14 protein-coding genes and 1 pseudogene are annotated in these 15,180 nt (G+C 71.9%); 5 read left to right on the forward strand and 10 right to left on the reverse strand.

The genetic code is table 11. The features are described from left to right. From ACFVJS_RS05000 to ACFVJS_RS05010, 3 genes are all read right to left on the reverse strand, one after another. Positions 1-1,158: hypothetical protein (locus ACFVJS_RS05000; protein ID WP_378877835.1), on the reverse strand; the 1,158-nt coding region annotated here is incomplete at its 3' end. A 117-nt stretch (positions 1,159-1,275) separates the two neighbouring features. After that, entirely contained in the window at positions 1,276-1,920 is a 645-nt protein-coding gene (locus tag ACFVJS_RS05005; protein ID WP_378877848.1) for a response regulator, read from the reverse strand. A gap of 20 nt (positions 1,921-1,940) precedes the next feature. Continuing rightward, positions 1,941-3,215, reverse strand: a complete 1,275-nt coding sequence (locus tag ACFVJS_RS05010; RefSeq protein WP_378877836.1) for a sensor histidine kinase — start codon at positions 3,213-3,215, stop codon at positions 1,941-1,943. Between the two features lie 107 nt (positions 3,216-3,322). Here ACFVJS_RS05010 and ACFVJS_RS05015 point away from each other — a divergent pair, with 107 nt between their 5' ends. Genes ACFVJS_RS05015 through ACFVJS_RS05025 form a run of 3 tightly spaced genes read left to right on the forward strand, consistent with a single transcriptional unit; the run spans position 3,323 to position 6,571 of the window. Further along, a complete protein-coding gene (locus ACFVJS_RS05015) occupies positions 3,323-4,114 on the forward strand; it encodes an ABC transporter ATP-binding protein (protein WP_378877837.1) in 792 nt (263 codons plus the stop codon). Next, entirely contained in the window at positions 4,111-5,994 is a 1,884-nt protein-coding gene (locus ACFVJS_RS05020) for an FtsX-like permease family protein (RefSeq protein WP_378877838.1), read from the forward strand. Before ACFVJS_RS05015 ends, ACFVJS_RS05020 begins: the two co-directional genes overlap by 4 nt. A gap of 40 nt (positions 5,995-6,034) precedes the next feature. Continuing rightward, positions 6,035-6,571 carry an HIT family protein gene (locus ACFVJS_RS05025; protein WP_378877849.1) on the forward strand — a complete coding sequence of 179 codons (537 nt, stop codon included), beginning with the start codon at positions 6,035-6,037 and terminating at the stop codon, positions 6,569-6,571. Here the strand turns inward: ACFVJS_RS05025 and ACFVJS_RS05030 are convergent. Together ACFVJS_RS05030 and ACFVJS_RS05035 are read right to left on the reverse strand one after the other, a co-directional pair. Next, a complete protein-coding gene (locus ACFVJS_RS05030) occupies positions 6,568-7,236 on the reverse strand; it encodes an arsenate reductase ArsC (protein ID WP_378877839.1) in 669 nt (222 codons plus the stop codon). The genes ACFVJS_RS05025 and ACFVJS_RS05030 overlap by 4 nt on opposite strands. A gap of 34 nt (positions 7,237-7,270) precedes the next feature. Continuing rightward, on the reverse strand, positions 7,271-7,975 hold the full coding sequence (locus tag ACFVJS_RS05035) for a metalloregulator ArsR/SmtB family transcription factor (RefSeq protein ID WP_378877840.1): 705 nt from the start codon (positions 7,973-7,975) through the stop codon (positions 7,271-7,273). A 160-nt stretch (positions 7,976-8,135) separates the two neighbouring features. Here ACFVJS_RS05035 and ACFVJS_RS05040 point away from each other — a divergent pair, with 160 nt between their 5' ends. Both ACFVJS_RS05040 and ACFVJS_RS05045 read left to right on the forward strand, forming a co-directional pair. After that, positions 8,136-9,548, forward strand: a complete 1,413-nt coding sequence (locus ACFVJS_RS05040; RefSeq protein WP_378877841.1) for an FAD-dependent oxidoreductase — start codon at positions 8,136-8,138, stop codon at positions 9,546-9,548. Continuing rightward, complete coding sequence (locus ACFVJS_RS05045) at positions 9,545-9,970, forward strand: low molecular weight phosphatase family protein (RefSeq protein ID WP_378877842.1); 426 nt, start codon at positions 9,545-9,547, stop codon at positions 9,968-9,970. The genes ACFVJS_RS05040 and ACFVJS_RS05045 overlap by 4 nt, the downstream gene beginning before the upstream one ends. A gap of 64 nt (positions 9,971-10,034) precedes the next feature. On the opposite strand, the gene ACFVJS_RS05050 is transcribed toward ACFVJS_RS05045, so the two are convergent. The 5 genes and pseudogenes from ACFVJS_RS05050 to ACFVJS_RS05070 all read right to left on the reverse strand — a co-directional run. Beyond that, entirely contained in the window at positions 10,035-10,493 is a 459-nt protein-coding gene (locus ACFVJS_RS05050; protein WP_378877843.1) for an OsmC family protein, read from the reverse strand. Positions 10,494-10,775: 282 nt separating this feature from the next. Continuing rightward, positions 10,776-12,164, reverse strand: coding sequence for a GntP family permease (locus tag ACFVJS_RS05055; protein WP_378877844.1), 1,389 nt, complete (start codon positions 12,162-12,164; stop codon positions 10,776-10,778). Positions 12,165-12,223: 59 nt separating this feature from the next. Continuing rightward, positions 12,224-12,862 carry a bifunctional 4-hydroxy-2-oxoglutarate aldolase/2-dehydro-3-deoxy-phosphogluconate aldolase gene (locus ACFVJS_RS05060; protein ID WP_378877845.1) on the reverse strand — a complete coding sequence of 213 codons (639 nt, stop codon included), beginning with the start codon at positions 12,860-12,862 and terminating at the stop codon, positions 12,224-12,226. Further along, entirely contained in the window at positions 12,859-14,469 is a 1,611-nt protein-coding gene (locus ACFVJS_RS05065) for an amidohydrolase family protein (RefSeq protein WP_378877846.1), read from the reverse strand. The genes ACFVJS_RS05060 and ACFVJS_RS05065 overlap by 4 nt, the downstream gene beginning before the upstream one ends. 11 nt (positions 14,470-14,480) lie before the next feature. Continuing rightward, positions 14,481-15,180 (reverse strand): annotated as a pseudogene (locus ACFVJS_RS05070) (amino acid deaminase); the annotation flags it as partial.

Here is a 15,180-nt window from a genome sequence, read left to right on the forward strand (position 1 = left end):
GGCGAGGACCGTGTAGGCCACCGCGTACCTCAGCGCGCGCCCGGGCCGAGAGTCGGGTGGTGGATCGTGCCGGACGGTGGCCACCACCAGCACGAGACCGGGGACGATTCCGGTCAGATAGTGCAGCCAGTAGCTGCCGCCCGCGGCGATCGCGAGCACCTCCCACCCGGTCATCGCGAGCACAGGCAGGGCCAGCGGCGACCTGCGCGCGAGGATCGCCGCCACCGCGACGACGAGGACGACGGCGGCCCCGCTGCCCAGAGCCGCCGTGGCGAGCATCGCGCCTCGTGCGGCCGTCGCGGAGGAGGCCGAGGCCTCGATCAGCGCCGCGGCATGGGTGCGGAAGACCACGACCGCGTCCCACAGCTCGGGCACGGAGGTGCCCTGGGCGCCGGCCCCTACGACCGCCGCGCCGAGCGATGCCGCGGCGCCGCCCGTGAACGTGGCGGCGTGTGCCCACACCCGGGGCAGCCGCCGCTGGGAGACGGCCACGAGGACGGCGGTGAACACGAAGACGTCGATGAAGTTCTGCTTCACCAGCGCAGCGGCCATGCCGGAGGCACCGGCCGCGGCGGCGAGCCCCGCGGCGCGCCATCCCCACGGTCTGCGCGCCGCCCCCACGATGCAGACGAGGCCGAGCAGGACGAACGGCACCGCCAGCAGCTCGCCGTTGACCGCCGACATCCCGAGCAGCGGACTGGACAGCAACGCCGCCGCCAGCACGACGGTCGTCAGCCGCACCGAGCGATTCCCCAGGGACACCTGGCCGCCCAGGACACCGGCCAGGGCGACCGACACCCCGCCGGCGATGGCGCCGAGCAGCTTGAGCCCGGGTGCGACGACCCCGGAGGTGGTGGTCTCGACAGGTCCGAGGTGGCCTGCGATCGTGAACAGCCAGAGCAGCAGCGGGGGCCTGTCGACCCAGTAGTCGCCGTACAGCGAACGGCCCGGCTGCCACTGCTGAGCCACCATCAGGAAGCCGCTCTCGTCCGCGGTGAGCGGGCTGTGGCGGAAGGGCAGCCAGGCGGCCATCGCCAGCAGAGCGGCCAGCAACACGATCGCGGAATCCGCCCAGCCTCTGCCGGTGACGCGTGCGCCGCTGCCGCCGGGCGGTTCGGGCGCCGAGGCGGAGGTGCGGTCACTGACGGGAGTGGTCACTTCGGCACGCTGGGTGAGCCTGGATGAAGGGCGGAGGAGCCCGCTTGCGCGCAACGTCGTGGGGTGTTGCCACTCTATGACCGTCACCCAAGCGGGATGCCGGGCACGGTGGTCCCTCTAGGCCTCGCGCAGGTAGGCGAGGACGGCGGAGACCCGGCGGTCGGTGGTGGGGTCGAGCCGGAGCTTGGCGAAGATGTTGCCGACGTGCTTGCGAACGGCGGCCTCGGAGACGAAGAGCGCGGCGGCGATGCTGCCGTTGGTCCGTCCCTCGGCCATCAGCGCCAGCACCTCGCGCTCGCGCTCCGAGAGCACGTCGAGCGGACCGTCGGGCTGGTGGCGGTTGAGCAGGCCGCGTACGACCTGCGGATCCACGACCGTCTCGCCGCCGGCCACCCGGTCGAGGCTGTCGAGGAAGTCCCGGACGTGTCCGACCCGGTCCTTGAGCAGGTAGCCGATGCCGCCGCCACCGGTGGTGTCGAGGAGCTCGGCCAGGTAGGCGTCGGCAACGTACGCCGAGAGCACCAGGACGGCCAGGTCGCGGTGCCGCCGGCGCAGCTCGGCGGCGGCTCGCAGCCCTTCGTCGGTGTGGGTCGGCGGCATCCGGATGTCGGTGATGACCACGTCGGGGCGGGTGTGGTCGGTGAAGGCGAGCAGGGCGTCGGCGTCGCCGACCGCGGCGATGACCTCGTGGCCGGCTCGCTCGAGGATCGCGAGCAGGCCCTCGCGCAGCAGCGCGGCGTCCTCGGCCAGGACGATCCTCAGCGGAGCCCTCAGCGGAGCCCTCAGGGAAGCACGGTCGGGCACGTCATCCTCACTTCCGTCGGTCCGCCGGGCGGGCTGGTGACCTCGAGGTGGCCGTCCAGGGCGGCCAGGCGGGTGGCCAGGCCGGCGAGCCCGCCGCCGGGACGCATGGTGGCGCCGCCGGCCCCGTCATCGCGTACGCCGACCTCGAGCCGGTCACCGGTCAGCTGGCCCTCGACGCGGGCAGAGCGGGCACCGGCATGGCGGACCGCGTTGGTGAGCGCCTCGGCGACCACGAAGTACGCCGCGGCCTCGACCGGCGTCGGCAGCCGCCCGTCGATCCGCAGGTCGACCGAGACCGGCAGCCCGGCGGCGTCGGCGAGCTCGTGGACGGCGGCGGTCAGCCCATGGTCGACCAGCACCCGTGGGTGGATCCCGCGGACCGTGGCGCGAAGCTCGGCCAGCGCCGTCTCCGCCTGGGCGTGGGCCTGCCGGACGAGGTCGAGCCCGGCGCCCTCGGGCACCTCCAGCTCGGCCAGGCCGAGCGTCATGGTCAGCGCGACCAGCCGCTGCTGCGCGCCGTCGTGGAGGTCGCGCTCGATCCGGCTGCGCTCGGTCTCGAACGCGTCCACGAGGTCGACCCGGGAGCGGCGCAGGTCGGCGACGGCCGCCGCCATCCGGATCTGGGCCGGTTCGAGCAGGAGCCGCGCCAGGCTGGCCTGGGCGGCGGCGAGAAGGATGGCGGCGTACAGGCCGGCGACGAGCAGCCCCAGCCCCGGCGCCACCGCGATCCAGGCCTCCGCGGGGGTGCTCAGCTGCCAGGGGCCGACGGCGATCGGAGCGTCCAGCCGGACCAGGACCGGGGCGAGGACGAGCACACCCGGGATGGTGATGATCAGGTTGAGCACGACGGCGTCCACCAGCCACAGCACCGTCGCGAGCAGCACGGTGTAGCCGACCTCGGGCCCGGAGATCCTCAGTCGGCGCAGCGCCCGGAGCCGGTCGCCCCAGGTGATCGGTGCGGGCGGCTCGGCCGGGCCCGGGCGGACGTCGGGGAGGACCAGCCGGAGGCGTACGCGTTCCACGTCGGCGACGAGCGCCGCCAGCAGCGGGATCCCTGCCAGGACCAGGACTCCGACCAGGACGACCAGGGTGAGGAGCCCGATGCCAACCAGCACGAACAGCACCGCGGCGACGACGAGACCGACCAGCGCGCCGGAGGCCAGGTAGGCCAGGGCGCGCCACGGCCAGCTGGAGGCGAGCAGCCGCCAGGGGGAGGAGCGCAGCGCCGCCCAGACGTCGGCCGGAGGTCTCATGACCGAAGCCTAGGCACTCCTCACCCCACGCGGGGTAGCGCACGCGCTACCTCCTCGTGGCGTCCGCGCCCGTGTGCGCGCCGCGTGGGCGGCGTTTGCTGGAGGACATGACCGCCACCATCCCGGCCGCCGTCCATGCGCCCCGGCCGCCCGGCCCGCCCGCCGTCGTCCTCGACGACGTCACCCGCACCTACCGGTCCCGCTCCGGCACGGTCCACGCCCTGCGAGGCGTGCGCCATGCCTTCGCCGCCGGCACGTTCACCGCGATCATGGGCCCGTCCGGATCGGGCAAGTCCACGCTGATGCAGATCGCCGCCGGCCTGGACCGGCCGACCCGGGGGAGCGTCCGCGTTGCCGGAACGACGCTGTCGGGACTGAGCCGGACGACCCTGACGAAGCTGCGACGGGAGTCGATGGGCTTCGTGTTCCAGCAGTACAACCTGCTCGACGCCCTCACCGCCTATGACAACGTCGCCCTCCCCGCCCGTCTCGCCGGACGACGGCCGGATCGTGCTGCGGTGATCGGGGCGCTCGAGCAGGTCGGACTGCACGGCCTCGCCCGGAGGCGGCCCCCGGAGCTGTCTGGCGGCCAGCAGCAGCGCGTCGCCATCGCGCGGGCGCTGCACGCCCGGCCCGCGGTGCTCTTCGCCGACGAGCCCACCGGCGCGCTGGACCGGCACGCCGGACGCGACGTCCTCGAGCTGCTCCGGGACCTCGTCGACACCCCAGGGGTCCACGGGCCGGCGCAGACGGTCGTGATGGTCACCCACGACCCGCTCGCCGCCTCGTACGCCGATCGGGTGCTGTTCCTGGCCGACGGCGGGATCGTCGGGCAGATGGAGCGCAGCGACCCAGCCCGGATCAGCGCCCGCATGGCCGAGCTCGAGCCTGCCCGATGAGCATCGTCGCGCTCGGCGCGCACAGCCTGAAGTCGTTGCGCCTGTCCTGGCCGCCGTACGCCGGTGCCGCCGTCGCCCTCGCCGGCGGCATCGCCCTGATCACCCTCGCCACGAACATGCTGGGAGCCCTCGGCACCGCCACCGGCGGCCTGGACCAGCAGACCCAGCGGCAGATCGACGACCTCGGGTCGCTGTTCGGCATCATGGCCGGCATCTCGCTCTTCCTGGCGCTCTTCGTGGTCTCCTCGACCTTCGGCTTCGTGGTAACCACCCGGCGCCGTGAGCTCGGACTGCTCCGTCTGCTCGGCGCCACCCCGCGTCAGGTGCGGACGCTGCTGCTCGGCGAGGCGCTCGCGGTCGCGGCCGTCGGCACGGTCGCAGGCTGTCTGCTCGGCACCGCGGTGACGGTGCCGGTGCTCCAGATCCTGCACCGGGCCGGGGTCACGCCGGTCCTCCTCGCGATGCCGAGCCAGGGGACCGGGTGGGTGATCGCCGCCTCCTGCGGCGTCGGCGTCGCCCTCGTCGGGGCGTGGCGCGCGGGCGCCCGCGCCGGACGTACGCAGCCGGTCGAGGCGCTCCGCGAGGCGGTCCTCGAGCGACGCCGGCCCACGGTGGTCCAAGGCCTGGTCGCCCTCACCACGGTCGCCGGGCTGGTCGCCACCGCCTGGTTCGCTCCCGGGATGCCGCTGCTGTTCGCGCTGCTCGTGGGCATGTTCCTGCCGATCGTCGCCGTCATCGGTGCCAACGCGGTGGGTGGTCTGCTCTACACCGAGCTGGCGGCGTACGCCGGTGCGGTGGTGGCGCGACGGGACCCGGCGGCACACCTGGCCCGCGACCTCGCCCGCACCAGCAGCCGGATGACCTCCGCGGTGGCGGCGCCGGTGGTGGCCATCATGGCGGTGGCCGGTTCGATGGTGGTCGCGGTCGGCGCGACCGCCGACTGGAGCGAGGGCGCCGACCGGGCCGCGCTCACCTCGGAGCTGGTCGTCGAGCAGGCCGACCGCCCCGAGCGGATCCAGGACCTGCCCGGGGTCCGCGTCAGCGACGTACGCCACACCGCGCAGGTCGGGTTCGCGGGCGAGCGCACCGAGGTCGAGGTCGTCGACGTCGGCGATGCGGCCGCCTCCCGGAGCTTGCGGGCGACGCGGGGGAGCCTTGCCGACCTGCACGGCCGCGCGGTGGCCGTCACCGCCTCCTACGTGACCGATCTCGGCGGCCGGGTCGGCCAGACCCGCCGGATGCGCATCGACGGCCGGATCGTCACGGTGCGCCTGGTCGCGGTCGTCCCCGACGCCCCCAACCTGTGGAGCGACGTCATCGTGCCCGACGACCTGCCACGCATCCACCGCGTCGCCCGCGACACCGGGACGGTCTTCGTGCGCACCGACGCCGGTGCGGAGGTCGCCGCGACCGCACAGGCGCTCCGGGGCACCGGAGCCGAGGTGAGCACCGGCGAGGAGTGGGTCCGCACCGTCTCCGCCGAGGCCCGCGCGACGAACACGGTCGTGCTGTGGGTGATGCTCGGTCCGGCCGGGGTCTACGCCGCGATCGCGGCGGTCAACGCGGTCCTGATCGGGATGAGCCAGCGCCGCCGCCAGACCGCCACCGCCCGACTCCTCGGAGCCACCCCGGCACAGGTGCGCCGGACCATGCTCTGGGAGACGGCGTTCACCGGCGCCGGCGCGCTGCTGGTCGGCGGCGCGGTCACCGGCTTCACGGCCTGGCTGGTGCGGCAGGCGGTGGTACGCGACGTGCCCGGCGCGCCGCTGACCGTCCCCTGGCAGGCCCTGTCCGGGATCACCGCGGCCTGCCTGGTGGTGCTGCTCGCCGCCGCCGTCGCCGGGGCGTACGCGCTCCGGGCCGGGGAAGTGCCCGACTGACCTTTCCAGGGGATTAAGTAGTGTTTGCCGCGTGACGGAGATGGACGGCGTACTCACCCAGGACGGCATCGGCGAGGGCGACGGGCTGGAGCGGCTGTGGACGCCCTACCGGATGGCTTACATCCGAGGCGAGAACAAGCCCAGCGACCCCTCGGAGACGAAGTGCCCGTTCTGCCGGGTGCCGACGCTCGAGGACGCCGAGGGCCTGGTCGTCCACCGCGGCGAGACCTGCTTCGTCGTGCTCAACCTCTACCCGTACGCACCGGGCCACATGATGGTGTGCCCCTACCGTCACGTCGCCGGCTACGTCGAGACCACCGACGAGGAGGCCGCCGAGATGGCGGTGCTGACCAAGCAGGCCGTACGCACCCTCGCCGGCGTCTCGCAGGCCGAGGGCTTCAACATCGGGATGAACCAGGGCACCGCCGGTGGCGCGGGCATCGCCGCCCACCTGCACCAGCACATCGTGCCCCGCTGGGTCGGCGACCAGAACTTCATGCCGATCATCGGGCGCACCAAGACGCTGCCTCAGCTGCTGACCGACACCCGCGAGCTGCTCGCACGGGCGTGGGCCTAGCCGTCGGTCCCAGCTCGCCCAATCGAGGGGTTCGGGCCGATGCCGAGCTCGCCTAGCAGGTTGAGCACCCGCTGCTCGATGCCGTCCCGGACGCTGCGTACGAACTCGATGTCGGCCCCCTTGGGGTCATCGAGCGCCCAGTCCTCGTACTTCTTTCCGGGGAAGATCGGGCAGGTGTCGCCGCAGCCCATGGTGATCACGACGTCGGCAGCGCGGACGGTCTCGTCGGTCCAGGGCTTGGGAAGCTCGCCGGAGATGTCGATCCCGAGCTCGGCCATGGCCTCAATGGCGACCGGGTTGACCGCCGTGGCCGGCGCTGAACCGCCGGACCAGCCGACGGCCTGATCGCCGGCGTAGTGCTGGAAGAAGCCGAGTGCCATCTGGGAACGGCCGGCGTTCTCGACGCAGAGGAAGAGGACAGCCTGCTTGCCGTCTGTATGTGTACCTTCGCTGCGGGATAATGCGTGCAGGCGGTCCCGCGTGAATCTCTCAGCCAGCAATGGCACGAAGTTGGTCATGGTCGAGCTCTTGAGGAGCTCGTCGAGCGAGGAGTGCATCACCCGCTCGATGGTGGTTGCGTTGTAGTGGCTGGAGAACTCCTCGTGGAGGCGCTCGACGGCGGTCTGGACGGCGAGTTGCTGGTCGAGGGTCAGGTCAGTGCTCATCGTTGAGCCCCTTTGGGGTGGGAACGGATGTACCTCAGGGATCCAGGCGGGATGCGAGCGTGTTGACGCGGCTCTTGATCTCGTCATAGGCAGCGTCGAAGGCTTCGGTAGTGCCTTCGCGTGCGGGGTCGGGGATCGACCAGTGCAGCTCGCGGTCGACCTTCAAGGACTCGTGGGCCAGGTCGCACACGGTGACCACGAGGTCGTTCTCAGTCACGACGTCGTCGAGGCTCTGGGGCCGTGCCCGCGGGAGGTCAAGGCCGTGGCGCTGAGCAGCCTCCATTGCGCGGGGGTTGATCTGGTCCGCCGGGTCGGTGCCGGCCGAGACGGCTGGTATGTCGCTGGCGCGACGCCACAGGGCGGCCGCGAGTTGGGAGCGGGCAGAGTTGGCAGTGCAGACGAACACCACCCGGTCGGGTCGGGTGGCTGCAGGCGCGGCCATGGCGAGCGCCTCTTCGGAGAGTCGGAGATAGGCGCGGCGTCCGTCGCCTTGCGAGCGGTGACTGACCACGATCCCGGCCTCGCGCAGCGCCTTGAGGTGGTGGGCGAGGAGGTTGCTGGGCATCTCGAGTGCCCGGGCGAGCTCGGATGAGGAGGCATCGCCCAGGGCAAGTATGTCGACGATGCGTAGGCGTGCAGGATCGCCCAGCGCGGCGTAGGTGGCCGCTCGCGAGGCCGCGTCGGAAAGTTGTTCACCGCTCATTGAGTCAATATTGACTGAGTCATCGATGGAGGTCAATATGTGACCTGTGACCTCCTCTCTTGCCCGTCGGCCTTTCGCCGAACTCCTTGGCAGCGCCCCCCTGGTTGGTCAGCTCGACCTCGTTCGCCGACCGGGCGGTCACAATCGGGCGGGTCTTCTCCGATCGCGCACCCACTCCTGAAAGGAAACCGCGACCATGCACCTGGTAGCCATCGGCGGCAGCGACGCCGGCATCTCCGCGGCTCTGCGCGCCCGCGAGCTCGACCCGTCGGTCGAGGTCACCGTCGTCGTCGCGGACGCCTACCCGAACTTCTCGATCTGCGGCATTCCCTACTACATCTCGGGGGAGGTCACCCACTGGCGCAACCTCGCCCACCGCACCCACGCGGACCTCGAAGCCACCGGGATGAAGCTGCGCCTCGACACCTGGGCCGACTCGATCGACGTCGAGGCGCAGGTGCTGCACGTGAAGAACCCTGACGGCTCCACCGACGAGATCGCCTATGACGAGCTGATCGTGGGGACCGGGGCCGTTCCCGTCGAGCCGCCGATCGAGGGGCTCGCTGAATTGACGCAGGCCGAGGGTGTACATCTCCTGCACTCGATGGGAGACACCTTCGCCCTCACCGAGTCGCTGGACCGCATCCGGCCGAAGAGCGCGCTGATCGTCGGCGCCGGCTACGTCGGGCTCGAGATGGCCGAGGGCCTGACCGGTCGCGGGATCAAGGTCACCCAGGTCGAGATGCTTCCCGAGGTGCTGCCGACCGTCGAGGTCGAGCTCGGTGCCCTGGTCCACGAAGAGCTGGTTAAGAACGGCGTCGACGTCCACACCGACTCGCTGGTCACCCGCATCACCAAGACCGACGCAGGTCTCCATGTCGACGGGAAGACCACCGACGGCTCCGCCCTGGCTTGGGACGTTGACCTGGTTCTGGTCGTCGTCGGCGTACGTCCCGACACCGACCTCCTCGTCCGCGCCGGCGCCCAGATGGGTGAGCGTGGCGCGGTGGTCGTCGACGAGACCATGGCCACCGGGCTGCCCCACATCTGGGCCGCCGGCGACTGCGTGGTCACCCACCACCGCCTCCTCGGCACCACCTACCTCCCGCTCGGCACCACCGCCCACAAACAGGGCCGGATCGCCGGCGAGAACGCGCTCGGTGGCTCGGCGAAGTTCGCCGGCAGTCTCGGCACCCAGGTGGTCAAGGTCTTCGACCTGGTTGCCGCCCGCACCGGGCTGCGCGAGCACGAGGCCGAGGCTGCGGGTTTCACGCCAGTCTCGACGACCGCGACCCCGGACGACCACAAGGCCTACTACCCGGGCGCGACCCCGATCACCATCCGGATCACCGGCGACGCGGAGACCGGCCGCCTGCTCGGTGCCCAGCTCATCGGCACCAAGGGCGCGGAGATCTCCAAGCGCGTCGACACCTACGCCACTGCGCTGTTCCACGAGATGACCGTGACGGACATGACCGAGCTCGACCTCTCCTACACCCCGCCCCTTGGTTCCCCGTGGGACGCGGTCCAGATGGCGACGCAGGCCTGGGTCAAGGAGCACAGGATCGGCCCCGAACGCGCCACGCTAACCAAGGACAAGACCCGATGACGCCCACGCTGCTGTTCGTCTGTACCCATAACGCCGGCCGTTCCGCCCTCGGCGCAGCCCTGGCCCGCGACGCGGCCGGCGAGCGTGCCACCGTGCTCTCCGCAGGGGTCGCGCCGGCTGAGGGACCCAGCGAAGGGACCATCGCCAGCCTCGCCGAGATCGGCATCGACGACTCCGGTCACGTGCCGACCAAGATCACCGAAGAGATGGTCCGGCGGGCCGACATCGTCATCGCGATGAAGCCCGGCCTCGACATCCCGCAGGTCGACGGCGTGACGTACGAGATCTGGGACCTGCCCAATCCCGCAGGCTGGGAGGTCGAGGCGCTCCGCCCACTGCGCGACCACATCCGAGAGCGCGTCATCGCTCTGCTCGAACGTGCGGGCGCTGAGGGTCACCGCGGACAGTCGGGGTGCCGGTGAGAAGCGAGTCGTCGGCGGCCACGTTCGCGGGTCGTCTGGCCGCGTGCTGGAGTGTCGGCTCGGTTCAGTGTGCCTGCGAGGAGGCAATGACAACGATGGTGCCGTGGACGTCACAGGTGGCGGCCAGGGTGTTGTAGACGGTGCCATAACCCTCCAGGTTGCGTTGCAGCAGGTCGAGACGGCGTTGAGGTTCGTTGGTGACCAGCCGCAGTCGGTAGACGAACTCGGTGAACTTCGGCGGTACATCCTGGCGGCGGGCGGTGACCTGCACCTCGGCGCGCTCGTACTGGAACGAGAGCAGGTCGTTGGCGCGTGCCAGGTTCTTCAGCAGGCACGCCGCCAGCGCCGCGGCGAGCAGATGTGCTGGGCCTGGTAGCTCGGATGGTGCCGCACCCCAGCTTGCGTCCAAGATGACGGTTTCGCCGGCGGTGTGGACCTGAGCGGGTCCACCTGCAATCGAGCTACCCGTGACCGTGTAGGTCAGCGGGGCGGCGGACGAAGGTGTGCTTGCGTCGGTTTCCATGATCCGAGCGTTGTCTCGGCGCCTGGATATAGACAGGGCACGATGTCCCGGCCGGGAGGGCCGGGTGGCCCATGTTGCACCCTGCGTCCGCGACGCCACCTCGGGCCGGCTCGGCCGCGTCCTCGGCTGCCTCCTCGCCCTCCGCGCCGCGTACGAGGTCTGGGAGGTCAGCGAGGAGGAGCGATTCACCGCCCGAGCCCTCGGACGACGATCGAGTGACCTTCGGAACAGATCCCGGCAGGGCCCGGGCAGATGGCCGCCCAGGCCCTGCGGAGAGCATCCTCAGACGATCGCCCAGGCGACGGCGGCGGCCGCGAAGCCGGTGACCGAGAGCACCGTCTCCAGCACGGTCCAGGTCGCCAGCGTCTGCTTCACGGTGAGGTTGAAGTAGCGCGAGACGATCCAGAAGCCGCCGTCGTTGACGTGGCTGAGGATGATCGAGCCGGCCGCGATCGCGACGGCGATCACGGCGAGCTCGGGCTGGGAGTAGCCCGAGGCGAGCGTCGGGCCGACGATGCCGCCGGTGGTCACGATCGCCACGGTCGCGGAGCCCTGCGCGATCCGGAGACCGCAGGAGATCACGTAGGCCAGCAGGAGGACCGGCAGGCCGGCGTCGGCGAGCACCTCGGCGAGAGCGGCGCCCACGCCGGTCGCGGAGATGACGGAGCCGAAGAAGGCACCGGCGCCGACGACGAGCAGGATCATGCCGACCGGTCGCAGCGAGGCGCCGGTGAACTCCGAGATCTCCTCGAGCTTCATCCCGCGACGGATGCCGAGCAGCCAGAAGGCCAGCAGCACCGCGATGGTGAGCGCGATCGCCGGGTTGCCCAGGAAGGTGAGCACGCTGAGCAGCCGGCCCGGGTCGAGGAGCATCGTGCCGAAGGTGGCGCCGAGGATCAGGAGCAGTGGCACGGCGATGACGGCGAGCACGAGGGCGAGCGATACCGGCGGGACGGGCGTCGGGTCCTCCTCCGCCTCGGTCTCGGCGACCAGGAACTCCTCGGGCACGGAAACCTGGACCCGCGGGGCGATCCAGGCCGGGAACAGGATGCCGGCGGCCGCGAACGCGGGCAGGCCGCACACCAGGCCCATGATGATCAGCCAGCCGAGGTCGACGCCGAGGAGGCCGCCGAGGGCCGTCGGGCCCGGGTGCGGGGGCAGGAAGGCGTGGGTCATCGACAGGCCGGCCAGCACGGGCAGGGCGTAGAGGACGAGTGACTTGCCGCCGCGGTGCGCGGCGACGTAGACCAGCGGGGCGAGGACGAAGATGCCGATGTCGAAGAAGACCGGGATGCCGAAGATCAGGCCGACCAGGCCCATCGCGACCGGGGTGCCGCGCTCGCCGAAGATGCCGATCAGCTTCGAGGCGAGCACGTCCGCACCGCCGGAGCGTTCGAGCAGCGAGCCGAGCACGGTGCCGAGACCGATGATGAGCGCGATGTGGCCCAGCACGCCGCCGAAGCCGGTCTCGATGAGCGACTCCTTCGAGGCGAGGGCGGTGCCGACCATCTGCTCGACGGACAGGCCGGCCGCGACGGCCAGGCCGATGCCGCTGATGAAGAGGGCGATGAAGGGTTCGAGCTTCACCTTGATGATCAAGAAGAGGAGCACGGCGATCGCCGCTGCGCAGAGCAGCAGCAGTCCGGGGGTGCTTGTCTGGAGCCAGTGCATGGCTGGTTCTCCCGTTGGGTCAGGGTGGGGGATGGGTGGGGGATGGGTAGGGGATGGACTCAGCGCAGCGCTGCGCGGAACCGGGCGGCGTTGGTGGTGATCTGCTCCCACCGGGCCTCGTCGACGTCGGCGGGCTCGACCACCGACGTCCCGGCGGTCACGGCGATGGCGCCGGCCCGCAGGAACTCCGCGGCGTTGTCGTCGTCGACTCCGCCGGAAGGGATCAGGGCGACCTCGGGGAACGGGCCCCTCAGGTCGGAGAAGTAGCGCGGGCCGACGGCCCGGGCCGGGAAGATCTTCACCGCGTCGGCACCGAGCGTGGTCGCGGTGAGGACTTCGGTCGGGGTGAGCGCGCCGAGGATGACGGCCGCGCCCACGGCGTGAGCCTCGGCCACGATCTGCGCCGCGTCGGCCGGAAGGCCCGGCGTCACCAGGAATCGGGCGCCGGCCGCCAGCGCGGCCCGTGCCTGGTCGGCGGTCAGCACCGTGCCGGCACCGATGACGATGTCGTCGCCGGCACGCGCAGTGATGTCGGCGAGCAGGTCGGTGAGGCCCGGCGTCGTGTAGGTCAGCTCGACGGTCCGGATGCCGCCGGCGGCCAGCGCCTCGCAGAGCGCGACGGGATCGTCGATGCGGGAGGCGCGTACGACGACCAGGGCCTGCTCGGCGCGGAGGGTGTCGGTCACGGGGTTGCTCATCGGGCTCGGGTTCCTTCGTCGGTGCGGCGCAGCGCCCGGCCGGGCAGCGCGTCGGTGCGGTGGCCGTCCTCGATGACGGCGGTGCCGTTGACCAGCACCCAGTCGATGCCGCGCGCCTGCTGCCGCGGCTCCTCGAAGGTGGCGGTGTCCTGGACGGTGTCGGGGTCGAGGAGCACCAGGTCGGCGGCGTACCCCTCCCGGACGAGGCCGCGCTCGTGGAGCCGCAGCCGGGCGGCTGGGCGGCCGGTCAGGTGGTGGACGCAGTCGACCAGGTCGAGCACGCCGAGGTCGCGTACGTAGCGGGCCAGGTAGCGGGGGAAGGTGCCCCACGCGCGCGGGTGCGGGCGCTCGCCGACGAGGATCGCGTCGCTGCCGCCGCAGTGGGTCCGGTGCCGCATGATCGTCTGCACGTTCTCCTCGTGGCCCACGTGCTGGAGGATCGTGGTGGCCATCCGGTCCTGGACGAGCAGGTCGAAGAAGACCTCGGTGGCGACCTGGCCGGACTCCTCGGCGATCTCGGCGACGGTGCGGCCGACGTGGTGCGACAGCTCGGGGTTGCGTACGCCGCTGATCTGGATCGTGCGCCAGTCGGTCACGCAGCCGTGGCAGCCGTCGGTGCCGACGTGGTCGAGCTCGTGGGCGATCCGGGCCCGGTCGGTGGGATCGGCGATCCGCGCCAGCAGCGCGTCGGGACCACCGGAGGTCGACCAGCTGGGCAGCACGGCGCTGAGCGTGGTGGCGCCGGGAAGGTAGGGGTAGGTGTCGAGGGTGATATCGACGCCATCGGCCAGCCCGGCCTCGATGACGTCGACGAGCTCACCGGCGCGCCCGCGGTTGGGCTCGAAGTTCATGGTCGCGTGGGTGAGGTGGAGGGCGCACCCGGAGGTGCGGGCGACCTCGATCATCTCGGCGTACGCCTCCAGCGCGCCGGCTCCGTAGGACCGGTGGTGCGGGCTGTAGTAGCCGTCCGCCTCGGCGACGACCCGGCACAGCGTGGCCAGCTCGTCGTCGTCGGCGAACATGCTCGGCGGGTAGGTCAGTCCGCTGCTCATCCCCACCGCGCCCTCCTCGAGGCCGACGCGGAGCAGCCGGGCCATCTCGGTGATCTCGGCCGGCGTCGCGGGCCGGTTGTCCGGGCCCACCACCATGAGCCGCAGCGTCCCCTGCGGCACCAGGTAGGCCGCGTTGCACGCGATCCCGCGGTCGAGCCGGTCCAGGTAGCCGGCGACGGTGTCCCAGTCGAAGTCGAAGTCGTCGGGCTCGCCGTTCCACCCCGCGATCTGCCGGCGTAGGTGCGCCCGCGCGGCGGCGTCGGCGGGCGCGAACGAGAGCCCGTCCTGCCCGACGACCTCGAGCGTGACGCCCTGGCTCACCTTGGCGGTGTGGTCGGGGTTGACCAGGATCTGCAGGTCCGAGTGGGCGTGCATGTCGATGAACCCCGGCGTCAGTGCACGGCCGGCAGCGTCGACGGTGCGCCGCGCCACCGGCGCCGCACCCTCGCTGTGGATGCCGGTGATCCGGCCCGCGTCGATGCTGACGTGGGCGTGGAAGGCCGGGGCGCCGGTGCCGTCGATGACGGTCGCGTCCCGGATGAGCAGGTCGGTCATGGTCGGTCCTCTCAGAACCAGGTGCGGACGAGGTCGACGACGACGGGGTCGTCGGCGTCGGCGTCGTCGAGGACCGGGATCAGGCCCCACTTGTCGAAGGCGGTGCACGGGTGGGAGAGCCCGAGGCGGAGCTCGTCGCCGATCACGACCGGTGGCTCGGTGGCGGGGTCCCAGCGGAGGAAGCCGTGCTGGTCGTTGAGCGCGGTCACCTCGACCCCCGCGAGGGGAGTGGCGGGCGCGCCGGTGGTCCTGGCGCGCAGGAGCTGCGCCTCGGGAAGACCCTCGTCGAAGGGCAGGTCGCGCTTGCCGGCGTCGAACAGGGCGAGCCCGGGCTCTGGCTGGGAGCTGATCCGCACCCATCCGTGCAGGGCGCTGCGTAGGCCGGGTCCGGTGGTGCGGGGCGTGCTGCCGAGTGGCGAGATGCCTCGGTAGAAGCCGTCGTCGTGGGTGATGTAGGCGCCGCTGCGCAGCACCACCCGCGCTTCGGCCTCAGTCACGAGCGGGGCGAGCGCGTCGGCCACCTGCTCGAAGTAGGCGCTGCCGCCGGCGCTGACGACCGGCGCCCGGTCGCCGGGGAGGAGGCCGGAGATCCGCCGGTGCAGCGAGACCAGGCTGTCGACGTACGCATGGACGACGCCGAGCGCCGCCTCGTCGGTGGTGTGCGCGAGCGCGCCCTCGTAGCCGGTGACGCCGGCGAGATGCAGGTGGGGC

This window comes from Nocardioides sp. NPDC057772, from assembly GCF_042798075.1.
Lineage (GTDB): Bacteria > Actinomycetota > Actinomycetes > Propionibacteriales > Nocardioidaceae > Nocardioides.

Excerpts from the sequence above, each read along its gene's own strand:
- ACFVJS_RS05025 (WP_378877849.1), top strand. The coding sequence starts at position 6,035 with ATGGACGGCGTACTCACCCAGGACGGCATCGGCGAGGGCGACGGGCTG.
- ACFVJS_RS05040 (WP_378877841.1), top strand. The coding sequence starts at position 8,136 with ATGCACCTGGTAGCCATCGGCGGCAGCGACGCCGGCATCTCCGCGGCT.
- ACFVJS_RS05015 (WP_378877837.1), top strand. The coding sequence starts at position 3,323 with ATGACCGCCACCATCCCGGCCGCCGTCCATGCGCCCCGGCCGCCCGGC.
- ACFVJS_RS05065 (WP_378877846.1), bottom strand. The coding sequence starts at position 14,469 with ATGACCGACCTGCTCATCCGGGACGCGACCGTCATCGACGGCACCGGC.
- ACFVJS_RS05060 (WP_378877845.1), bottom strand. The coding sequence starts at position 12,862 with ATGAGCAACCCCGTGACCGACACCCTCCGCGCCGAGCAGGCCCTGGTC.
- ACFVJS_RS05030 (WP_378877839.1), bottom strand. The coding sequence starts at position 7,236 with ATGAGCACTGACCTGACCCTCGACCAGCAACTCGCCGTCCAGACCGCC.
- ACFVJS_RS05020 (WP_378877838.1), top strand. The coding sequence starts at position 4,111 with ATGAGCATCGTCGCGCTCGGCGCGCACAGCCTGAAGTCGTTGCGCCTG.
- ACFVJS_RS05050 (WP_378877843.1), bottom strand. The coding sequence starts at position 10,493 with ATGGAAACCGACGCAAGCACACCTTCGTCCGCCGCCCCGCTGACCTAC.
- ACFVJS_RS05010 (WP_378877836.1), bottom strand. The coding sequence starts at position 3,215 with ATGAGACCTCCGGCCGACGTCTGGGCGGCGCTGCGCTCCTCCCCCTGG.
- ACFVJS_RS05045 (WP_378877842.1), top strand. The coding sequence starts at position 9,545 with ATGACGCCCACGCTGCTGTTCGTCTGTACCCATAACGCCGGCCGTTCC.
- ACFVJS_RS05055 (WP_378877844.1), bottom strand. The coding sequence starts at position 12,164 with ATGCACTGGCTCCAGACAAGCACCCCCGGACTGCTGCTGCTCTGCGCA.